The sequence below is a fragment of the Faecalibacterium langellae genome, from assembly GCF_002549775.1.
Classification (GTDB): domain Bacteria; phylum Bacillota; class Clostridia; order Oscillospirales; family Ruminococcaceae; genus Faecalibacterium; species Faecalibacterium langellae.
This window is the reverse complement of record NZ_NMTR01000021.1, coordinates 333,427-355,444: the sequence shown is the minus strand read 5'-3', so window position 1 is coordinate 355,444 and position 22,018 is coordinate 333,427. Positions and strand designations below refer to the sequence as shown.

15 protein-coding genes and 2 tRNA genes are annotated in these 22,018 nt (G+C 59.7%); 7 read left to right on the top strand and 10 right to left on the bottom strand.

Going from position 1 to position 22,018, the window contains the following annotated elements:
• Nucleotides 1–15 precede the first annotated feature (15 nt).
• The 9 genes from CGS49_RS10200 to CGS49_RS10160 form a co-directional block, all read right to left on the bottom strand.
• A complete protein-coding gene (locus tag CGS49_RS10200; RefSeq protein WP_097802250.1) occupies nt 16–4,272 on the bottom strand; it encodes a PolC-type DNA polymerase III in 4,257 nt (1,418 codons plus the stop codon).
• 117 nt (nt 4,273–4,389) lie between these two features.
• Nucleotides 4,390–5,436 carry a flavodoxin-dependent (E)-4-hydroxy-3-methylbut-2-enyl-diphosphate synthase gene (gene ispG / locus CGS49_RS10195; RefSeq protein ID WP_097801723.1) on the bottom strand — a complete coding sequence of 349 codons (1,047 nt, stop codon included), beginning with the start codon at nt 5,434–5,436 and terminating at the stop codon, nt 4,390–4,392.
• A 16-nt stretch (nt 5,437–5,452) separates the two neighbouring features.
• Nucleotides 5,453–6,565, bottom strand: coding sequence for a M50 family metallopeptidase (locus tag CGS49_RS10190; RefSeq protein WP_097801722.1), 1,113 nt, complete (start codon nt 6,563–6,565; stop codon nt 5,453–5,455).
• Nucleotides 6,566–6,580: 15 nt separating this feature from the next.
• Nucleotides 6,581–7,732: a 1-deoxy-D-xylulose-5-phosphate reductoisomerase gene (gene dxr / locus CGS49_RS10185; RefSeq protein WP_097801721.1), complete on the bottom strand. Its 1,152-nt coding sequence runs from the start codon at nt 7,730–7,732 to the stop codon at nt 6,581–6,583.
• A gap of 15 nt (nt 7,733–7,747) precedes the next feature.
• Nucleotides 7,748–8,608 (bottom strand): phosphatidate cytidylyltransferase, encoded by an 861-nt coding sequence (locus tag CGS49_RS10180; protein ID WP_097801720.1) that lies wholly within the window; start codon nt 8,606–8,608, stop codon nt 7,748–7,750.
• Nucleotides 8,609–8,721: 113 nt separating this feature from the next.
• Nucleotides 8,722–9,435 (bottom strand): polyprenyl diphosphate synthase, encoded by a 714-nt coding sequence (uppS, locus tag CGS49_RS10175; RefSeq protein WP_097802249.1) that lies wholly within the window; start codon nt 9,433–9,435, stop codon nt 8,722–8,724.
• 114 nt (nt 9,436–9,549) lie between these two features.
• Entirely contained in the window at nt 9,550–10,104 is a 555-nt protein-coding gene (frr, locus tag CGS49_RS10170) for a ribosome recycling factor (protein ID WP_005945866.1), read from the bottom strand.
• Nucleotides 10,105–10,180: 76 nt separating this feature from the next.
• On the bottom strand, nt 10,181–10,891 hold the full coding sequence (gene pyrH / locus CGS49_RS10165; RefSeq protein ID WP_097801719.1) for a UMP kinase: 711 nt from the start codon (nt 10,889–10,891) through the stop codon (nt 10,181–10,183).
• 121 nt (nt 10,892–11,012) lie between these two features.
• Complete coding sequence (locus CGS49_RS10160) at nt 11,013–11,708, bottom strand: DNA alkylation repair protein (protein WP_097801718.1); 696 nt, start codon at nt 11,706–11,708, stop codon at nt 11,013–11,015.
• Nucleotides 11,709–11,858: 150 nt separating this feature from the next.
• On the opposite strand from CGS49_RS10160, the gene CGS49_RS10155 reads away from it, so the two are divergent.
• A tRNA-Gly gene (locus CGS49_RS10155) sits at nt 11,859–11,933 on the top strand.
• 53 nt (nt 11,934–11,986) lie between these two features.
• Here CGS49_RS10155 and CGS49_RS10150 read toward each other — a convergent pair.
• Complete coding sequence (locus CGS49_RS10150; RefSeq protein ID WP_097801717.1) at nt 11,987–13,594, bottom strand: MBL fold metallo-hydrolase RNA specificity domain-containing protein; 1,608 nt, start codon at nt 13,592–13,594, stop codon at nt 11,987–11,989.
• Nucleotides 13,595–13,806: 212 nt separating this feature from the next.
• Between CGS49_RS10150 and typA the strand changes: the two genes are divergently transcribed.
• The 6 genes from typA (at nt 13,807) to CGS49_RS10120 (ending at nt 22,000) form a co-directional block, all read left to right on the top strand.
• Nucleotides 13,807–15,630: a translational GTPase TypA gene (gene typA, locus CGS49_RS10145; protein WP_097801716.1), complete on the top strand. Its 1,824-nt coding sequence runs from the start codon at nt 13,807–13,809 to the stop codon at nt 15,628–15,630.
• 179 nt (nt 15,631–15,809) lie between these two features.
• A tRNA-Asn gene (locus tag CGS49_RS10140) sits at nt 15,810–15,886 on the top strand.
• Nucleotides 15,887–16,322: 436 nt separating this feature from the next.
• Nucleotides 16,323–18,650 carry a peptidase domain-containing ABC transporter gene (locus tag CGS49_RS10135; RefSeq protein WP_097801715.1) on the top strand — a complete coding sequence of 776 codons (2,328 nt, stop codon included), beginning with the start codon at nt 16,323–16,325 and terminating at the stop codon, nt 18,648–18,650.
• A 215-nt stretch (nt 18,651–18,865) separates the two neighbouring features.
• On the top strand, nt 18,866–19,315 hold the full coding sequence (locus tag CGS49_RS10130) for a hypothetical protein (protein WP_097801714.1): 450 nt from the start codon (nt 18,866–18,868) through the stop codon (nt 19,313–19,315).
• Nucleotides 19,316–19,317: 2 nt separating this feature from the next.
• On the top strand, nt 19,318–20,430 hold the full coding sequence (locus tag CGS49_RS10125; protein WP_097801713.1) for an HlyD family secretion protein: 1,113 nt from the start codon (nt 19,318–19,320) through the stop codon (nt 20,428–20,430).
• A gap of 61 nt (nt 20,431–20,491) precedes the next feature.
• Complete coding sequence (locus CGS49_RS10120; RefSeq protein ID WP_097801712.1) at nt 20,492–22,000, top strand: Ig-like domain-containing protein; 1,509 nt, start codon at nt 20,492–20,494, stop codon at nt 21,998–22,000.
• Nucleotides 22,001–22,018 lie beyond the last annotated feature (18 nt).

Genomic DNA, 22,018 nt, shown 5'->3' with positions numbered 1-22,018 from the left:
AACGGCCTTTATTTCTCAGAAAAAGCTCACCTGGCTGCTCTCGGGCAGGTCGCCCAGAGCGCCCACCTGGCGCAGGCGGTCCAGGATGCTGCTGCCGACGCCGGAGGCCTGCTGCAGCTCCTCCACCGAGATATACTCCTCGCCGTGGATGGTGGCCTTTTCCAGCGCATCGGCGGCCGCACCGCCCAGGCCTTTCAGCGCGCAGAAGGGCAGGCGCACCTTGCCGTCCTCCACGATATACTTGGAGCCGCGGCTCTTGCCCAGCTCGATGGGCAGGAATTCGAACCCGCGGGCCAGCATTTCGTTGACCAGCTGCAGGCTGACCAGCACATCTTCGTCCTTGGCGTTCTTTTCTTCCTTCAGGCGGCGCTTGACCTCCTCCATGTGGGCGCGGGCCACCGCTGCACCGCCCACAGCGGCCTCGTAGTCAATGTCGTCGCCGCGCACGGTGAAGTACACCGCGTAGAACTCGGGCGGGCGGTAGATTTTGAACCACATCAGGCGGATGGCCGACATCAGGTAGGCCACGGCGTGGGCCTTGGGGAACATATACTTGATCTTGCGGCAGCTCTCAATGTACCAGTCCGGCACATCGTGTTCCCGCATGGCTTCTTCCCAGCCGTCCTTGAAGCCGCCCTTGGCCACCTTGCCTTTACGCACGGCCTCCATGATGTCGAAGGCCATCTTGGGTTCCAGACCCTTGCGCAGCAGGTACAGCATAATGCTGTCACGGCAGCCGATGACTTCCGCGATGGTGCAGGTGCCGCTGCGGATCAGCTCATCCGCGTTGCCAGTCCACACGTCGGTGCCGTGGGACAGGCCCGAGATCTGGATCAGCTCGGAGAAGTTCTTAGGCCGGGCTTCCACCAGCATACCGCGCACGAAGTTCGTGCCCATTTCCGGGATGCCGAAGGTACCGGTCTGGCTGTCGATCTGTTCCGGGGTCACGCCCAGCGCTTCCGGGCTGGTGAGCAGACTGTACACCTTGGGGTCGTTCATGGGGATGCTGTCGATGGGGATGCCCGTGTACTCCTCAAAATATTTGTAGAAGGTGGGCATATCGTGGCCCAGCTCGTCCAGCTTGAGCAGCGTATCATGCAGATACTTGAACTCGAAGTGGGTGGTCAGCAGGCCGCCTGCCACATCGTCTGCCGGGTGCTGGATGGGGCAGAAATCGTAAATTTCGTAGGTGTCCGGCACGACGACCATGCCGCCGGGGTGCTGGCCGGTGGTGCGCTTGACGCCGGTGCAGCCCAGCGTCAGGCGGTTCTCCTCAGCGTGATTCACGGTGCGGCCGCGCTCGTCCAGATACTTTTTGACGTAGCCATAGGCCGTTTTGTCCTGAATACCGGACACCGTACCGGCCTTGAACACGTTGGCTTTACCGAACAGTTCCTCGGTGTAGCGGTGGACGTTGGACTGATATTCGCCCGAGAAGTTCAGGTCGATATCGGGCTCCTTGTCGCCGTAGAAGCCCAAGAAGGTCTCGAAGGGGATGTCGTGGCCGTCCACCAGCATCCGGGTGCCGCAGTTGGGGCAGTTCTTGTCCGGCAGGTCAAAGCCGTCATCCACGCTGCCGTCGGTGATGAACTCGCTGTGCTTGCACTTGGGGCAGCGGTAGTGCGGCGGCAGGCTGTTCACCTCCGAGATGCCGGAGAAATGGGCCACAGCCGACGAGCCGACCGAACCACGGCTGCCCACCTGATAGCCGCCCGCGTTGGAGTAGGCCACCAGCTTGACCGCAATAACATACAGCACCGCGTAGCCGTGGCCGCAGATGGAATCCAACTCTTTCTGCAGACGCTTTTCCACGATCTCTGGCAGCGGGTCGCCGTAGTCGCGCTTGGCGTGTTCCCACGTTGCATCGCGCAATTGCTGCTCTGCGCCCTCGATGCTGGGCGGGTAGGTGCCGCGCGGGATGGCGCGCACCGTGTTGTCGATCATGGCAGCGATCTTGCGGGGGTTCTTTACCACCACCTCGTAGGCTTTTTCCTTGGGCAGGTAGTAGAACTGCGCCAGCATGTCCTGCGTGGTGCGGAAGAACAGCGGCGGCTGGTTGTCGGCGTCCTTGAAGCCGTTGCCTGCCTGCAGCACGGCACGGTAGGCCGCATCTTCCGGCTCGGTGAAGTGCACGTCGCCGGTAGCAATGACCGGCTTGTGCAGGTCTTCGCCCAGTTTAATAACCGTGCGGTTGAAGTTCTTGATGTCCTCCTCGCTGTCCACCTTGCCCTCGCGCACCATGTAGGCATTGTTGCCCAGCGGCTGAATTTCCAGGATATCGTAGTAGGATGCGATCTTTTTCAGTTCGTCGTAGCTGGTGCCGTCCACGATGGCGCGGTACAGCTCACCTGCTTCGCAGGCCGAGGTGAGCAGCAGGCCGTCGCGGTACTTGTTCAGCAGGCTGCGGGGCACGCGGGGCTTTTTGAAGAAGTAATTCACGTGGGCTTCGCTGACGATCTTGTACAGGTTCTTCAGGCCCATCTGGTTCTTGACCAGAATGATGAGGTGGTAATACTTCTTTTTCAGCACTTCGCGGTTGCCGCCGAGACCCGTGTTGATCTCGCTGACCTTCGTCACCTGCTTTTCGGCCAGATCGTTCAGCATCACGCCGAAGATGCGGCCCAGCGCCGCCGAGTCCTCACAGGCGCGGTGGGCTTCGTAGGCGGGCAGCTCCAGGTGCTTGTTGATGGTGCCCTGCTTGTAGTTGTGCAGGCCGGGGTACATGGCCTGTGCCATGGTCAGGGTGTCAATATAGGTCGTGCCTTCCAGCGAGATGCCGCTGCGCTTCGCGGCGGCCCGCAGAAAACGCATATCAAAGGAGTGGACATTGTGGCCCACAAGGATGCGGTCACCCGCAAACTGCAGGAAAGCTTCCAGTGCTTCCTTTTCGCTGGGGGCGTTGGCCACCATCTCGTTGGTGATGCCGGTCAGCTCGGTGATCTTGGGCGTGATGGGCTTGCCGGGCTTGACAAAGGTGTCGAACTCGTCCACCACTTCCCCGTTCTTCACGATGACCGCACCGATCTCGGTCATATACTCCACGCCGGGGTCAAGGCCCGTCGTCTCAGTATCGAACACGCAGAACTCGCCGTCCAGCGGCTGGTCTTTCACGCCGTAGACGCAGGGCACCATGTCGTCCACAAAGTAGGCTTCGCACCCGTAGATCAGCTTGAAATCCGGGTCGGTCTTGTGGATGTCGTCCGCCGCCAGCATGGCTTCCGGGTAGCCCTGACACACGCCGTGGTCGGTGATGGCAATGGCCGGGTGCCCCATGCGGTGGGCCAGCTTGACGATGCCGCCGGGGTCGCAGAAGCCGTCCATGCTGGAAAGCTTGGTGTGCAGGTGCAGCTCCACCCGCTTGACCGGGGCAGTATCCTCCCGCTTTTTGCGCTCTACGATGAGCACATCGTAGGGGTAAACGATATAATCGTGCTCGTATTTATCGTAGGAGCAGTCACCGCGCACGATGAGGGTGGTGCCCTTGCCGAGAGACTCCCACTTGGAGCAGTCCTCGCCTTCCTGCGCGCGAATTTTCAGGTTGATGGAGCCCTGATAGTCGGTGATGGAAACGGTGTAAATTTTGCGGTAGTTGCCCTTCACCTCGGAGAAGAACACATCACCCCAGATGGTGCACTTGCCGCCCTCGCCGCCCAGGTCCTTGAGCGGGGTGAGGTTCTTGGGGGTGAACATCTTGCCGTGGAAAATGGTCACGGGCTTGTCGGTCAGGTCGAGGCCCTCCACCTTGATGGACGGGGCGGTGTTCTTCTTCTCGAACTTGACCACCGGCGGCGCGATCTTGCGCTCCAGCTTTTCTTCCATCTGGTGCTGCTCGGCTTCACTCACCGCGCTTTGCAGCGTCACCTGCGGCTTGACGCCGGTATGGGCCGCAATGCGCTCAGCCAGCAGTTTTTCAAAGCCCATCTCCTGCAGAAACTTCGTGCCGTGGCACACCCCGATGGTGATCTTCTGGCCGGTGATGCCGATGGTGCACCGGTCCAGAAAACCGTTGATGGGCACACCGTCCCGCTTCATCTCCTCCATCAGGTCCCGCAGGGCAGCTTCGTCCAGCATGGCATAGCCGAACAGGTTTTCAATTTTTAGCTCAAAGCCTTCATAGTCCGGCTGCAGGGAAGCCAGCAGACGGGCGCACAGGCCCTTATCCAGCGGGGCGGCGCTGCGCAGCGTGAAGATGACCTGCTGGCTCTGCCGCAGCATCCGGGCATGCTCCACGATCACCTGCCCGAAGCAGGACGCAAAGGCCGGGTCCACCATGAACTGCGGCCAGAGCTGGGAAACGAGTGGTGTCACAAATGGTACTCCTTTTTATGGTTTACAGCACAAACTGCCGCACCTGTGTCCGCAGGCGTGGCAGCAGAGAAAATACAGTGTTTACAGTTTATAGATCTCGTCCATGAACTGGTCGAGGATATTGTCCCCGGTCAGCTTTTTGATGGGCTTGCCATGGAGGAACAGCACCGCTTCACCCTTACCGCCGGCAATGCCGATGTCGGCTTCGCGGGCTTCGCCGGGGCCGTTGACCACGCAGCCCATCACGGCCACCTTGATGGATTTTTTGTAGCCCTGCAGCCGCTTTTCCACCTCGTTGGCGATGGCGGTGCAGGGGTACTGGGTGCGGCCGCAGGTGGGGCAGGTGATGACCTCCGGCCCTGCCACCGGGAAGCCCACGGCACGCAGGATGTTGTAACCGGCTTCCACTTCCTTTTCCGGTTCGGCGGCCAGCGAAACACGGATGGTATCGCCGATGCCTTCCAGCAGCATGCCGCCAATGCCCATGCCGCTCTTGAGCAGGCCCATCTGGTAGGTGCCGGCTTCGGTCACGCCCACATGCAGCGGGTAGTCCGTGACGGCGCTGAGCTGGCGGTAGGCTTCCATCATGCGGGGCACGTTGGAGTTCTTGATGGAGATGACGATATTATTGAAATCGAACTTTTCCAGCAAGCGCACATGATACAGCGCACTCTCCACCATGGCTTCCGGCGTGGGTGCGCCATATTTGGCAAGGATGTGCTTTTCCAGGCTGCCGCCGTTCACGCCGATGCGGATGGGGATGTTCTTGCGCTGGCAGGCGTCCACCACTGCCTTCACGCGGCTGTCGTCGCCAATATTGCCGGGGTTGATGCGAATTTTGTCCACACCCACATCCGCGCAGGCTAATGCAGCCTTGTAGTCAAAGTGGATGTCCGCCACGATGGGGATGCTCACGGCGTTCTTGACCGCTTCGATGCACCTGGCGTCCGCCGGGCTGGGACAGGTCACGCGCAAAATCTGGCAGCCCGCTGCCTCGCAGCGCTTTGCCTGTGCCACATTGCCCTCGATGTCCTCCACCGGAACATTCAGCATGGTCTGCACCGCAATGGGGTTGCTGCCGCCAATGGTCACGTTTCCAATTTTGACTTCCCGCTTTTTCTGCCGCATAAGGCTCCCCTTTCTGTTACATGGCTCCGGTCACGAGCCGGATGATATCATTGTAGGTTGCAAAGAGCATCAGCGCGAACAGCAGCCCGAACGCCGCAACGGTCAACGCGCTCTGCAGCTTTTCGGGCACCGCGCGGCCCGTGATGCCCTCAATGATGAGAAAGACCACCTTGCCGCCGTCCAGTGCCGGGAAGGGCAGCAGGTTGAAGATGCCCAGATTGATGGTGATGAGGGCCAGCAGTTCCAGCAGGTCCTGCCAGCCATAGCTGGCGGCCTGGCCGATGGCCGTCACGATGCCCACCGGGCCGGAAAGGTTGTTGATGCTCTCGCGGCCCCGCAGAAGGTCGGCCAGCGAGGTGAACACGATGCGCCCATAGTACAGGGTGCTGTTCCAGGCTTCCTTTAACACGCTGAGCGGTGTTTTTTCGATGCCGTACACGCTGAAGCCGAGGGTCATGTGCGTTTCACCATTTTCGTCCTGCCAGGTATCGAACTGCACATCCGGCAGCTCCACCTTCTGGCCGTCCCGCTTCACGGTGAAGTCGGCACGGTAGGCTTCGGTGCGCACCAGCTCATACAGGATGTCGTTGGCCACAAAGCAGTGCCGACCGTTCACAGCTAAAATTTCGTCGCCTGCCTGCAGGCCGGTCTGGCCGCAGAGGGCACCGTCCTGCACGGCATAGACCGTCTTGCTGGTGATGGCACCGTCCTGCGCCGCCACCAGAATGATGAGCACCACAAAGCCCAGCACAAAGTTCATGAAGGCACCGGCGGCCATCACCAGTGCCCGCTGCCATACCGGCGCTTCGGGCAGAGGGATGCCGGTGCGCTGCTCGGGCGGGATGGGGTTCACATCTTCCGCTTCCCGCTCGCCGCGGGCATCCTCAGCCTGCCGGCTCTCGGGGCTCTCCTCCCCTTCCAGCGCCACAAAACCGCCCACCGGCAGAGCGCGCAGGCTGTACTGGGTGCCCTTGTGGACCTTCTTCCACAGCGTGGGGCCCATGCCGATGGAAAACTCGTTGACCTGAATGCCGCAGAGCTTTGCCACCGCAAAATGCCCGAACTCATGGATGGCGATCACCGCGCTGAACACCACCAACGCCGCGATCAGGGTGATAAAAACTGACATTGCGTCTCCTAAAGTTTACAGATGTGCTCTCACAAATTCCCGTGCCATGCGGTCGCATTCGTACACATCGCTGAGGGTGTAGTCGCCGCCAAAGCTGTCGCTGTCCACGACGGCTTCCACCAGACGACCGATATCGAGAAAACCGATCTTATCCTCGAGGAACAGCTTGACGGCTTCTTCGTTGGCACCATTGGCAGCGCAGGGGCCGAGACCGCCCTTTTGGATGGCCTTTTTGCAGGCGGCCAGGCAGCGGAAGGTCTCGTCGTCGGCCACGTCGAAGGTGAGCACCTTCAGCGCGGCAAAGTCCAGCTCCGGCACCACGCCCGGCACCCGCTTGGGGTAGGTCAGCGCGTACTGGATGGGAATGCGCATATCCGGCACGCCCAGCTGGGCAATGACCGAGTTGTCGCTGAACTGCACCGCCGAGTGCACGATGCTCTGGCGCTGCACCACGATCTGAATTTTTTCCGGCGGCAGACCGAACAGCCACACCGCTTCGATGAGCTCCAGACCCTTGTTCATGAGGGTAGCGGAGTCGATGGTGATCTTCGCGCCCATGTTCCAGTTGGGGTGCTTGAGGGCGTCGGCCTTGGTCTTGCCGCGCAGCTCCTCCGTCTTCATGCCAAAGAAGGGGCCGCCGGATGCCGTCAGCAGAATTTTGGTCAGGCTGGGGGCGCTCTCCTTATCCTGCAGGCACTGGAAGATGGCCGAGTGCTCGCTGTCCACGGGCAGCAGCTGCACGCCATGCTTCGCCACAGCCTGGGTGACCAGATGGCCGCCGGTGACAAGGCTCTCCTTGTTGGCCAGGGCCAGGTCGTGGCCGTTCTCGATGGCGCACAGGCTGGCACCGAGGCCCGCGATGCCCACCACGCTGTTCAGCACCACATCCGGGCCGTCCAGTGCGGCCAGCTGCTTGAGACCTTCCGGCCCGATCAGCAGCCGGGGTGCATCGGCGCGGCCGGCCAGCTCTGCGTCCAGTCTGCGGGCAGCATCCGGGTCGGTCATACAGACATACTTCGGGTGGAACTCCTCGATCTGCTGCAAAATTTTCTCCACATGGCTGTGGGCCGACAGACCGAACACCTCAAACCCCTGGGCCCGGATGACATCCAGGCTCTGGGTGCCGATGGAGCCGGTGGAGCCCAGCAGAGTGATCTTTTTCGACATCACACGCGCCCCCTTTTAGGAATAGAACACCGCCGTGATCACCATGGTGACGAACGGTGCAATGAACATCACGCTGTCAAACCGGTCCAGCACGCCGCCGTGGCCCGGGAAGATGGTGCCGTAATCCTTGATGCCGCACTGGCGCTTGACCACGCTGGCAAACAGGTCACCATAGATGCCCAGCACCGCCGCCACACAGCCCAGCAGCGCAATGACGACATACAGCGAAACGCCGATGTTGGTGCGGGTGAACTCCTCCATGCGGTCGGCCGCCACCGAGTAAACCAGCGTTGCGACCACACCGAACACCATGGTGCCCAGCACGCCGCCAATGGCACCCTCCACGGTCTTTTTGGGGCTGACCACCGGGCACAGCTTATGCTTGCCGAAGGCGCGGCCTGCAAAATAAGCGCAGGTGTCGCCGCCCCAGGCAAAGCACAGGATGAGCAGGATGAAGAACATGGCGTCGTAGCCATACTGTTCTACCGGAAGGCGCTCTTTGAGCAGGATAAAGGAGTAGAAACAGAAGATCACGATGCCCGAGAACACCAGCAGGCCGCTGGCCTTCTGGTAGCTGATGGTGCCGTTGCGCACCACCAGATAGATGGCATAGAAGGTCACCAGCACAAACGACACCGGCATGACCAGCCGCCGCATGACGCTGTAGTTGGAAAACATGACCAGCAACGTGTAGGGCACCATGGCCGCATACATGAGCCAGTCCTTCTTTTCAAAGCCGAGGGCATTGTAAATTTCGTGGATGGCGATCAGGGTGATGGCCGCGATGACCAGATTGAAGATCATGGTGTCAAAGGTGAACATCACGCCGATCAGGACGATGATGCCCACGATTGCAGTAATAATACGAGTTTTCATAGGTTTTGTTCTCCTTTGCTCTGCCGGAGGGCCGCCCCTCTATCGGTGTCCCGCAGCCCGAGGAACAGTCGGGCATTCCGGTCCCTGCGCCGTGCGCAGGAGTGAATGGGTGATTACAATCCGCCAAACCGGCGGGAGCGATGATTGAATTCCTCAATGGCGGCGTCCAGGTCGTCACGGGTGAAATCCGGCCACAAAACGTCCATTTCCACCAGTTCCGAGTAGGCCGCCTGCCACAGCATGAAGTTGGAGAGCCGCTTTTCTCCGCTGGGCCGCAGGATGAAATCCGGGTCCTTCTGGCCTGCGGTGTACATGGCGTCGCTGAGCATCTGCTCGGTGATGTCCTCCGGCTTCAGCTCCCCTGCCGCGGCCTTTGCCGCCAGCTGCTGCGCGGCCCGCACGATCTCCGGGCGGCCGCCGTAGTTGATGGCAATGTTCAGGGTCATGCCGGTCTTGACCGAAGACTCCGCTTCCAGCTTATTCATCAGTTCCTGCAGCTTCGGGTCCAGCACGGTGCGGTCGCCCAGAAACTTGATGCGGATGTTGCGGTTCTTGTAGTCAAAGCCTTTCAGCAGATATTCGCCGAACAGCCGCATGATGGCGTTCACTTCTTCCAGCGGGCGCTTCCAGTTCTCGGTGGAGAAGGCATAGAAGTACACCGACGCAACGCCCAGCTCATCGCAGTAATCCGCGATGTCGCTGAACACCTCCGCGCCCCGTTTGTGGCCCGCGGTGCGGGGCAGGCCGCGGTTCTTCGCCCAGCGGCCGTTGCCGTCCATGATGATGCCAATGGAAAGCCCCTCGGCAAATTCTTTCGGGTGAGCCATTGTTTCCTCCCGGCAGCCGCAGCCGCCTTCAACAAAAGTGCCGCGCACCATAGAAGTCTTGACTCCTCCACCAGCGCACGGCACCTTGCGTTCTTTTCAGCTTTCCGCAGCCGATCAGACGGACATGATCTCCTTCTGTTTTTCTTCCACGGCAGCGTCAATGTTCTTGATATACTTATCGGTCAGCTTCTGGACATCTTCTTCCATGGTCTTCTGGCTGTCCTCGGTGAGCTCGCCGGCCTTCTTCATGGCCTTGGCCTTGTCCATGGCCTCGCGGCGGATGTTGCGCACAGCCACCTTGGCCTCCTCGCCCAGCTTGGAGACTTCCTTTGCCAGCTGCTTGCGGCGCTCCTCGGTGGGAGCCGGGAAGTTCAGGCGGATGGTGGAGCCGTCATCAATGGGGGTGATGCCCACATCGCTGGCCATGATGGCCTTGCTGATGGGGCGCAGCAGGGTGCGGTCCCAGGGGGTGATGGTCAGAGTGCGGGCCTCGGCAACGGCCACGGATGCCACCTGCTGGATGGGAGTGGGGGCACCGTAGTAATCCACGCTCACCTTATCCAGCACGGCGGGGTTTGCACGGCCTGCGCGCACAGCGCCCAGCTCGCGGCCCAGATGCTCGACGGAGCTTTTCATCTTGTCTTCGTAAACCTTGGTGTTGCTGCTCATTGCGGTAGTCTCCTGTTCCTTTTTATCTCAGGGCTGCGAATGCCGCCCTATAAAATGTATGTCTGCTGCGGTCCGCTTAGCCCTCGTAGACCAGCGTGCCCACGTTCTCGCCCTGCACGGCACGGGCAATGTTGTCCGGGTCAGCCAGGTCGAACACAAGGATGGGCAGCTTGTTGTCGCGGCACAGGGTGGCTGCGGTGCCGTCCATGACGGCCAGCTGATCTTCCAGCACCTTGGTAAAGGTGAGGGTGTCGTACTTCTTTGCGTCGGGATACTTGTGGGGGTCCTTATCATAAACGCCGTCCACCATGGTGGCCTTGAACATCACATCGGCGCTCACCTCGACCGCACGCAGGGCTGTGGCCGTGTCGGTGGAGAAGAAGGGGTTGCCGGTGCCGCCGCCGAACACGGCGATCTTGCCCTCGTCCATGGCGCGCAGGGCGTCCTTGCGGGTGAAAGGCTGTGCCACCTGCGGCATGGTGATGGAGGTGAACACCTCGGTGGGCACGCCCAGCTGCTCCAGCTTGTCGGAGACAGCCAGTGCGTTCATCACGGTTGCCAGCATACCGATCTTGTCGGCCAGGGTGCGCTCCATCTTGCCGCTGGAACGGCCGCGCCAGAAGTTGCCGCCGCCGACCACAATGCCGATCTGCACGCCCAGATCGTGGGCTTTCTTCACGCCGCCGCAGATCGCATCCATGGTGGGCTCGTCAAAGCCCATGCCCTTTTCGCCGCCCAGGGCCTCGCCGCTGATCTTAAGCAGAATACGCTGATATTTCAATGCCATAATCCAAACACCACCTGTTTTATCTTCCGTCGGGGCACACCCCGGCATTTTTACTATAGCTTATTTTACAATAAAACGCGTCCAAAGTAAACAGGAAATCTGCGCGGAAATTCCAAAGCTTTTATGAACGGATGCGCAGGCCCCGCAGCAGCCGCTTCCTTTCGTCCGGGATGCGGTAGCTTTCCACGGCTTTCTGGATGGTCTTGTTGTGGGTCCAGACGTCCAGCCGCTTTTCCGTGAGCCACGGCAGAGTTGCTTCCGGCTGCTTTGCCAGTGCGGTGGCAAAATACCACGCCCGCATCATATTGATGTAGTATTCCTCCCTGTGCACCCCGGCCACCCAGACAAGATACTCCGGCCGGAAGTCCGCGTCGAGGTAATACCGCATCAGCATCCCCATGGCATAGCGCATGGTGTAGGTCTCGCCGGAGTCCAGCCAGCGGCGGATGTGCGGGAGCAGTTCAGCCTTGTGCTTTGCAAACACTTTCGGGCAGAAGCAGTCGCAGGTGGCCCAGTTGTCGATATAGGGCAGGAATTTTTCGGTCTCGGCCAGCGCTGTGCCGTAATCCCGGATGGCTTCGATCAGGAAGGCATGAAGGTTGTTTTCTTCATAGTAGTCGTGCGGCAGTGCCTGCAGGAACGCTTCCGCCTGCGGGGTGCCTGCCAGCTGCTTTGCCAGCTTGCGCAGGGCCGGTGTCCGCACACCGATGACTTTTTCTTTCGGCACGGTGGGCATCAGCGCGCTTTGAAAGTCCCGGTATGTCTCATCCTGCAGGCCGAACAGCTGCGCCCGGACGGCCTGAACTTCTGTCTCCATCACGTCCCCCTCCTTTTGCATCTCGCCTTATTGTACCAGACACCGCCGCAAAAGCAAAGCGGTTTTGCCCGGTTTTTCCGCCGCTTTGCCGCGCGGCAAAATTCGGGCTGGACATTTGTGCCGGAACATGCTATAATACCGCTTGTGAATGCGGGCATCGTACATCGGCTAGTATATCAGCCTTCCAAGCTGAGGAGGTGGGTTCGATTCCCATTGCCCGCTCCATTTTGCGCAGAAAGAGCCGCAGTTCTTTGGAACTGCGGCTCTTTTGTTTTGCTTTATCGGTCCCACTTGTCGCACAGGGCGTTGATCTGGTCGGCAAACTTTGCCAGGTCCTTGTTAGCACCACCCTCGTTGTGCTCGATGACCCGCAGCAGCCGCTTGCCGGCGCTGACCAGCCGCTGGAACACGCTGGCGGCGCGGCTTTGGCCCTCGGACACCTTGTGCTCGATGCGGACTTTCGTGCCCTCCTGCAGGCAGACGGCCCCTTCGGCCCCGATGGCCCACTGCGCGCCGTTGTAGGGTGCACAGGCGGTGAAGCCCTCGCCGGTCAGGGTATCCACGAAAATGTTCTCCACCTCGTCCTCGCCGTGGATGACGAACACCCGCTTCGGCTTCTGTTCAAAGGCGTTCACCCAGCGCAGCAGGCCCTCTTTATCCGCATGGCCGGACATGCCGGTGAGCTGGCACAGCTCGGCCTGCACCTCGATGGGCTCGCCGAACAGCTTGACCGTCGTGGCACCGTCCAGCAGAGTGCGGCCCAGCGTGCCCACGGCCTGATAGCCCACGAACAGGATGGTGCACTCCGGCCGCCAGAGGTTGTGCTTGAGGTGGTGGCGGATGCGGCCCGCCTCGCACATGCCGCTGGCCGAGAGGATGACCTTCGGCACGCGGTCCGAGTTGATCATGCGGGATTCCTCGCTGGTCACGCTGACCCGCAGCCCCGGGAAAGTGATGGGGTCGATGCCCTGCTGCAGCAGCGCAAGGGTCTCCTCGTCAAAGCAGTCCGGGTCGGTATCTTTAAAAATGCGCGTTGCTTCGATGGCCAGCGGGCTGTCAATGTACACCGGGAAGTTGCCGTGCCCCTTGACAAGGCCTTTTTCTTTGATCTCGCGGATGAAGTAGAGCATCTCCTGCGTGCGGCCCACCGCAAAGCTGGGGATGACCACATTGCCGCCCCGGTCGAAGGTGCGCTGCAGAATTTTGGCCAGCTCGTTCACATAGTCCGGGCGCGGGCCGTGGCTGCGGTCGCCGTAGGTAGACTCCATGAACACATAGTCCGCTTCCTGAATGTAGGTCGGGTCCTTGATGATGGGCTGGTGCAGGTTGCCGATATCGCCGGAGAAGACCAGCTTCGTGGTGGTGTCGCCCTCGGTGATCCACAGCTCGATGCTGGCCGAGCCCAGCAGGTGGCCCACATCCACGAACCGGATCTCGATGCCCGGGGCAAGCTCCACCCGTCGCTCATACGCAACGCCCGTGAACAGCTTCATGGCCGCTTCGGCGTCCTGCACGGTGTACATGGGCTCCACCGGTTCCGCGCCGGAGCGCTTGCCCTTGCGGTTCTTCCACTCGGCTTCAAATTCCTGAATGTGGGCGGAGTCCCGCAGCATGATGCCGCACAGTTCCACGGTGGGGTTGGTGGCATAAATTTTGCCCCGGAAGCCGTTGCGCACCAGCAGCGGCAGCATACCGGTGTGGTCGATGTGGGCGTGGGTGACCAACACCCAGTCGATCTCGCCCGGTGCCACCGGGATAGGCTGGTTCTCGTAGACATTCTTGCCCTGCTCCATGCCGCAGTCGATCAGAAAGCGCCGCCCGGCGGCTTCGATCATGGTACAGCTGCCGGTGACCTCATGGTTCGCGCCCAAAAACGTGATCTTCATGCAAAACACCTCCGGTCTGGTTTCTGCTTTTAGTATAGCATATTTTAAAGGTACACGCCGCACAAATCGCGGGGCTTTTCTCAGGCATTTTGCCGAAAGCGTGAAAAAATTTTTATACAATCTTGACAAACCACCCCGTTCTGTTATAAACTTAGGATTGTATGACGTTCGTTCGTATTTTATGAGTTTTAATAATAGAGAGGTTGAATTTTATGGTTCGTAACGATTTGCGCAACGTTGCCATTATCGCTCACGTTGACCACGGCAAGACCACCCTGGTGGACGCCATGCTGCGTCAGAGCGGTGCGTTCCGCGACAATCAGGTCGTGGCCGAGCGCGTCATGGACAGCGGCGACATCGAGCGTGAGCGCGGCATCACCATTCTGGCCAAGAACTGCTCCTGCACCTACAAGGGCGTCAAGATCAACATCGTCGATACCCCGGGCCATGCCGACTTCGGCGGCGAGGTCGAGCGCGTGCTGAAGATGGTCAACGGCGTTCTGCTGCTGGTGGACGCTGCCGAGGGCTGCATGCCCCAGACCCGTTTCGTGCTGCAGAAGGCTCTGCAGCAGAACCTGAGCCTGGTGGTGGCCATCAACAAGATCGACCGTCCTGATGCCCGCATCAAGGAAGTTATCGACGAAGTGCTCTACCTGCTGATGGACCTGGGCGCTACCGACGAGCAGCTGGACTGCCCCATGCTGTTCTGCTGCGGCCGCGACGGCACCGCCAGCCTGGACCCGGATGTGCCCGGCACCGACCTGATCCCCCTGTTCGACACCCTGCTGAGCACTATCAAGCCGCCCGAGGGCGACCCTGAGGCTCCCTTCCAGATGCTGGTGTCCTCTGTGGACTACAACGACTTCGTGGGCCGCATCGGCATCGGCCGCATCCAGAACGGCATCGCCAAGGTGGGCGAGGAAGTCGTCGTCTGCGACTGGCACAACCCCGACCTGAAGATGCGCGGCCGTCTGACCAAGCTGTACGACTTCCAGGCCAACGGCCGTCAGCCCTGCGACAACATCACCGCAGGCGACATCGTGGCCTTCTCCGGTCTGCCCGATGTGACCATCGGCAACACCCTGTGCAGTCCCTCCAATGTGGAGCCGCTGCCCTTCGTGAAGATCAACGACCCCACCGTGGAGATGACCTTCTCCGTCAATGACAGCCCGCTGGCCGGCCGTGAGGGCAAGTACGTCACCAGCCGCCAGATCCGCGACCGCCTGCAGAAGGAACTGCTGAAGGACGTGGCTCTGAAGGTGGAAGACTCCGCCACCACCGATTCCTTCCGCGTCATGGGCCGTGGTGAGATGCACCTGTCCATCCTGATCGAGACCATGCGCCGCGAAGGTTACGAGCTGCAGGTCTCTCCCCCGCACGTTCTGACCAAGGTCATCGACGGCAAGACCTACGAGCCCATGGAGCATGTCGTCATCGACGTGCCCACCCAGTATCAGGGCGCTGTCATGACCGGTCTGGGCCAGCGCAAGGCCATCCTGCAGCAGATGGAATCTCTGGGCACCGATCGTGTGCGTCTGGAGTTCCGTATGCCCAGCCGCGGCCTGTTCGGCTACCGCAACCAGTTCCTGACTGATACCCACGGCGAGGGCATCATCAACCAGATCTTCGACGGTTATGACGTCTGGGCCGGCATGATCGCCAACCGCTCCACCGGTTCTCTGGTCAGCTTCGAGACCGGCGAGGCCGTCACCTACGGTCTGTTCAACGCGCAGCAGCGCGGCACCCTGCTGGTGGGCGCTGGTGAGAAGGTCTACGAGGGCATGGTCATCGGCTACACCGCATCCGGCGAGGATGTGGACGTGAACGTCTGCAAGACCAAGCACCTGACCAACACCCGTGCATCCGGCTCCGACGATGCTCTGCGCCTGATCCCCATCAGCAAGCTCAGCCTGGAAGGCTGCCTGGAGTTCCTGGCACAGGATGAGCTGCTGGAGGTCACCCCTGAGAATCTGCGCATCCGCAAGCAGATCCTGAACCACGAGCAGCGCATGAAGGCAAAGAGCAAGCTCAAATAACAAGCTGACGCAAGCCTTTCCGTTCTTACCTTATAAATAAATGCATTTGCACCCTGCAGAATCCACGTTCTGCAGGGTGTTTTTGTTTGTGCCGCAATTTCCTGCATCTTTTTTGCAAAAAAGCTTGCAAAAGGCCCTGTTCTGCGGTATAATATCTCTCGCAGTCACAATTGTGATCTGCCTCTTTAGCTCAGTCGGTTAGAGCACCTGACTGTTAATCAGGGTGTCGCCTGTTCGAGTCAGGCAAGAGGCGCCATCGGAGCAATGTTCTTTGTGGACATTGCTCCTTTTGTTTTACCCGGCATCTTGCGTTCTGCCGCAGTGCGATATCTCTGTTCCCTCAAAAGCAAGGCCCGGCGCGGCAAAAGAGACACACATTAATGATTTCTTAAAATTTGACCACTTGAAGATACTGTCATATTGTGGTATACTGCCTATGAGCTTTTGGGATTTGTGTACACTTTTCCAAAAGTCTGCACAGGAATCAAAGGGCAGGCGCTCCCTTCTTTTGATCACAGCAGACCGGTGCTATGCTCTGGTTCTTTGCAGGCCGGAGCACAGGCACCGGTCTCTTGCTGTCAAAACGGCGCGGCTCATTTTCTCTTGGTCAGATCCGCAGTTTTCGCTGTCCGGTCCCGGGCGGCGGAGCTGCTGTGTTTGAATAAATTTGTATATAGTCAAAGGAAGCATCTATGCGTTATACCTACGTCCGGCAGCACGACGCCACCGACTGTGCGGCGGCCTGCCTCGCAATGGTGTGCCTCCATTACAAAAAGGAAGTTACCATCACCCGCCTGCGCGACATGATGGGCACTGACCTGAAAGGCACGAACCTTGTCGGTTTGCAGAAGGCCGCGAATGAGCTGGGCTTCACCACAGCAGCCGTCCGCGTGGACCGCGAGAATTTTCTGAGCGACTTCTCCCTGCCCTGCATCGCCCAGGTCATCACCGACCAGGGCCTGGCGCACTTTGTCGTCGTCTTCAAAAAGACCACGATCAAAGATGACGCCGAGCGCCGCAAGCACATGCTGAAAGAAGCCGAGTCCGTCAAGGAAGACGAAAAGAACGGCAAAAAGCACAAGTGCAAGGATTACGTCGTCATTGGCGACCCCGCCTCGGAGCTGAAAAAGATCAGCCTGGACGAGTTCTACAAGAACTTCACCGGCGTGCTGCTGCTGCTGAACCCCACCTCGGAGTTCAAGGGCGGCAAGATCGAAAAGGGCGGCATGATGAAGCGGTACATCGACCTGCTTCTGCCGCAGAAAAAGCTCTTTGTGTATGCCATCCTGGGTTCGCTGATCGTCACGATCCTGGGCATCGCGTCGTCCATGTTCAATAAGATCCTGATGGATGAAGTGCTGCCATACGGACTAAGCAACCTGTTGGTGACATTGATCGTCGTGTTCAGTCTGGTGAGCATCACGAACACGCTGGTGGGCTTCGTCCGGCAGTGGGTGCTGATCTATCTGTCCATCAAGATCGACATCCCGCTGATGCTGGGCTACTTCGGGCACATCTTCAAGCTGCCCATGAAGTTCTTCGCTACCCGCAAGACCGGTGATATCACCACCCGTTATTCGGATGCGAACACCATCAAATCCATCTTCACCAGCATCGCGCTGAGCCTGGTCATGGATATCTCGATGGCCATCATCACCGGCGTCATCCTGTTCCGCATGAACTCCACCCTGTTCTCCATCTCCCTGTTCATGGCGCTGGTCAGCATCCTGCTGGTGCTGATCTACAAGCAGCCCTACAAGAAGATCAACGAGGAGACCATGGTGCAGTCCGCTGCGCTGAACAGTCAGATGATCGAGAGCCTGCGCGGCATCGAGACCGTCAAGTGCAACGCCAACGAGGACACCGAAATGGACAACCTCGAGCGTGAGTACATCAAGAGCCTGAAGATCAGCCTGCGGTCCAGCAAGATCAGCAGCACCCAGGGCCTGATCTCCTCCTTTATCTCCACCGGCTTCAGCATGCTGACCACCTATGTGGGCATCAGCCAGGTGCTGAACGGCGAGATGACGCTGGGCGGCTTCATGGCCTTCAGCACCCTTTCCTCTTACTTCACTTCCCCGCTGAGCAACCTGATCGGTCTGCAGATGCAGATCCAGGAGGCCAGTATCTCCATGAAGCGTCTGACCGAGATCATGGATTACCCCTCCGAGCAGGCAGGCGATGAAGACCGCACCGACCTGCCGAAGGTCGAGGGCGACATTGAGTTCAAGGACGTCACCTTCCGCTACGGCAACCGCGCCCCGGCGCTGGATCACATCAGCTTCACCATCCCGGCCGGCAAGAAGGTCGCGCTGGTGGGCAGCAGCGGCAGCGGCAAGTCCACCATCACCAAGCTTCTGCTCAAGTACTACGAGCCGGAGGATGGCGAGATCGACATCAACGGCGTGAACCTGGCCGAGTATACCAACGCTTCGGTGCGCCGCGCCATCTCCTATGTGCCGCAGAACATTGAGCTGTTCAGCAAGACCATCTACGACAACATCCGCGTTTCCCGCATGGACGCAACGCTGGACGAAGTGAAGGAGGCCGCCAAGAAAGCGGACGCTCACGACTTCATCCGCCACCTGCCCCTGCAGTACAATACCTATCTGGAGGAAGCAGGCAACGGCCTTTCCGGCGGCGAGAAGCAGCGCATCGCGCTGGCACGCGCTTTCCTGAAGAACTCCAACCTCTACATTCTGGATGAGTCCACCAGCAATCTGGACTTCGCGACCGAAAACCTGATCTTCAACATGATCTACAACGAGCTTGCAGATCGTTCCATGCTGATCGTGGCGCACCGCCTGTCCACCGTCCGTGACTGTGACCTGATCCTGGTGATGGATCACGGCAAGATCGTGGAGCGCGGCACCCACGACGAGCTGCTGGCCAAGGAAGGCAAGTATTACGAGCTGTGGAACATGCAGCAGGGTATCTTCCGCAAGAAGGCAGAGGCCCCCAAGCCGGTGGCGGCTGCAGTCGTGGAAGAAGACGACGACGGCGAGTCGATGACCTACTGATGCATTCCCGCTCCCCGGTGCTTCCCTGCTGAGGGGCAGCACACGGATCCGATCGGAATGTTCATCGGAAGGGCACTTGCCAAATCAGGTGACAATGCCTCGCTATGGTGTGCCCGGGGGCGTTCCGCCTCCGGGCACATTTTATTGGGCAGGGCCGCCGCTTTCCTTTTGTATATCCAACGAAAAAATAAATTTGAGAAACAGGGGTATCTATCATGAACGAGATCAAAGTTGCTGAAAACAAGACGCTCAAGCTCACCAATGTTCTGTCTCACGAAGTCCAGCCCACGGAGATGGGCAACATGCAGCTGGTGCTGACCCAGATGCAGAACTTCATGAAAAGCAACGGCGCACAGCCCATCGGCCCGCTGGTGCAGGCCATCACCTTTACCCCGGACCACCAGATGAAGCTCATCCTCATGCAGCAGGCCACCCAGTTCATCCCCCAGATGGAGCAGGGCTACCACATGGACGCTGTGCTGCGCGTGAAGAACTGCCTCTACGCCCATTACTGCGGCCCCATGAGCCAGAGCCAGCTGGCAGCTTCCAAACTGCAGATCCATGCATTTGAAAACGAGCAGACCCTCACCGGCGACACTTACACCATCTTTGTCCGCCAGGACGATGATGACGCCGTTGTGGATGTCTTTATGGAGATCAAGTAATTATGACGATGAATGTTCAGAACCTGTCTGACCTGCAGGATCGCCGCATCATGATGGAGAAAAAGCTGCCGCCCTTCGGCTACGCTTTTCTCATCCTGGTGGGCGTGTTCATGGCGTTTCTGGTGGTGTGGAGCACCAAGACCAACCGCATCTATGTGAGCCAGAACTCCGGCACTGTGCAGGCCAGCAACAAGACCTATATCATGTCCAGCTATTCCGGCTCCATCACCGAGCTGTATATCTCCGAGGGCAGCTATGTGAACGAGGGCGACCTCGTGGCCCACATCAAGAGCACCGACCTGGATATGCAGCAGGAAAACCTGGAGAGCCAGAAAAAGATCTACCAGACCCAGCTGGACCAGTACACAAAGCTCTTGCAGTGCGTGCAGGACGACACCAACTACTTCAGCGAGACCGATCCCGAAGATCAGCCCTACTACTACCAGTATGAGACCTACAAGAGCCAGGTGGCCCAGAAGACCTTTGATGCTTCGGCCTACCAGGCTGCCGGTTACTCCGACACCCAGATCAAGACCCTGATGGAGCAGAGCCAGAGCGAGCTGGAAGCGCTGTATTACTCCACCATGCAGACCATCTCCCAGAATATCACCAGCGCACAGACCAATGTGGACAACATCCAGGCGCAGATCGACTCGCTGAACAACGGTGCCAACGATTACTACATCTATGCCCCCACCTCCGGCACCATCCACATGGACAGCCCTTATAAAGAGGGCATGGTGCTCAGCGCCGGCTCCGCACTGGCCACCGTCGCCAGCGAGAACAACGATCTGGAGATCGTGGCCATGGTCACCGTGAGCGACCGCCCCCTGCTGCATGTGGGCGACCCGTGCAAGATCGCCATCACCGGCCTTTCCGAGTATTCCTACGGCACCCTGACCGGTACGGTCACTTCCATTGACAGCGACGTGACCTCCAGCACCAGCGGCTCCTACTACAAGATGACCATCAAGCCCGACACCACCTATGTGGTGAGCAAGAGCGGCGACAAGGTGGACCTTTCCAACGGTATGAGCGTCACCGCCCGCGTGGAGTACGACCAGGTCACTTACTTCGAATACGCGATGGAAGCTCTGGGCGTCCTGTTCCGCTAAGGCGTTTCCCCGGTGCTGCGCTGTCAGCCCGTTTCAAACCACCCAAAGAGGTATACAAAACATGAAATCAACCGCAAAAAAACTGGCAGTCTGCGCCGCAGTGCTCTGCCTGCTGGTGGGCGGCACCGCCGTTTCCGCTTCGGCGGCCTCCCCGCTGACGGGCCTTGCCCTGAGCAATGTCACCCTGCCGTGGAATCAGGATGTGCCCGCTGAAAGCATCGACGCGGGCAGCTACACCGCCAACATGCTGCTGGGTTCTTCGCAGCAGCTGTCCCCGACGGTGCGCCCCCGCAATACCACGGACACGGTGGTCTACATTTCGGATGATACTTCCATCCTGACGGTCAGCAACAGCGGCGTCGTGCAGGCTGTGGGCGTGGGCACCACCCGCATCACCGCAGCCGCCGGCAACCAGATCTGTGCCTACACCATCGCCGTTTCCATGGATTCTTCCATGATCGTCACCGAGATGGACCTTTCCCTCTCCTCCAACACCATTTATGTTGGCAACTCGGTCTCGGCACAGCTGCAGGTGCGGCCTTCCTCCGCTTCCAGCTATGCCACCGTCACCCTGACCTCCTCCAATGAAAAGGTGGCCACCGTGAACAACTTTGGCCGCGTCACCGGCATTGCGCCCGGCACCGCCACCATCACCGCCACCTGCGGCTCGGTGACGGCCACCACGAAGGTCACCGTCATCAGCATCCCCAGCACGGAGACGGGTTCCACCTCGACCAGTTCCAACAGCGGTCAGGTCGTTACCGTAGACCCCTCTTATGTGGTGCTGAAGCCCGGTGCCACCCGCACTCTGACGGCCAAGGCAACGCCTTCCTCGGCTTCCCAGAAGTTCACCTATAAGTCTGCCAACAGCAGCATCGCCACGGTCAGCCCGTCCGGCGTGATCACAGCGGTGGGCACCGGTGCCACCTCCATCACGGTTTCCAACGGCACGGCGTCCGCCATGGTGACGGTCATCGTCAACCGCTCCGCGTCTTCTTCCTCGGAGGATGGCAGCAGCGAGCCGACCGACGACGACAATTCCGTCACGCTGGACCCGGTGGTCCAGGCCATCCAGGACAGCGAGGACAACGAGATCGTCTTCACCCAGGCTGAGGTCCCCACCGTGACCGGTGACATCCTCAACGCGCTGCGCACCACCGGCAAGACCCTGTGCGTCGTGGGCGACGGCTACACCATGCAGATCGCAGGCAGCGGCGTCAAGAGCACCACCAGTGAGCTGGACACCATGCTCACCCTCACCGAGACCGATCAGGGCATTGAGTTTGAGCTGGACAAGGGCCACGCCCTCCCCTGCTCGGTGCGCATTGATCTGGACGTGAGCACCTACTCCCGCCTGTACCTGTACAACACGGTCTCCGGCAAGTGGCAGTACCTGAACAGCTACACCGACGGCATCATCACCGCAGACACAGCCGGCCGCTACCTGCTGACCAACCAGAACCTGAAGTTCGCCAACGTCAACTGGACCTTCTTCATCGCAGGCGGCGTGGTGGTCGTGATCATCGGCGTGGCCTACATCGCGTTCAAGAAGCGGTACTGGTTCTGGTAAGCCTTTCCCGCGGATCTT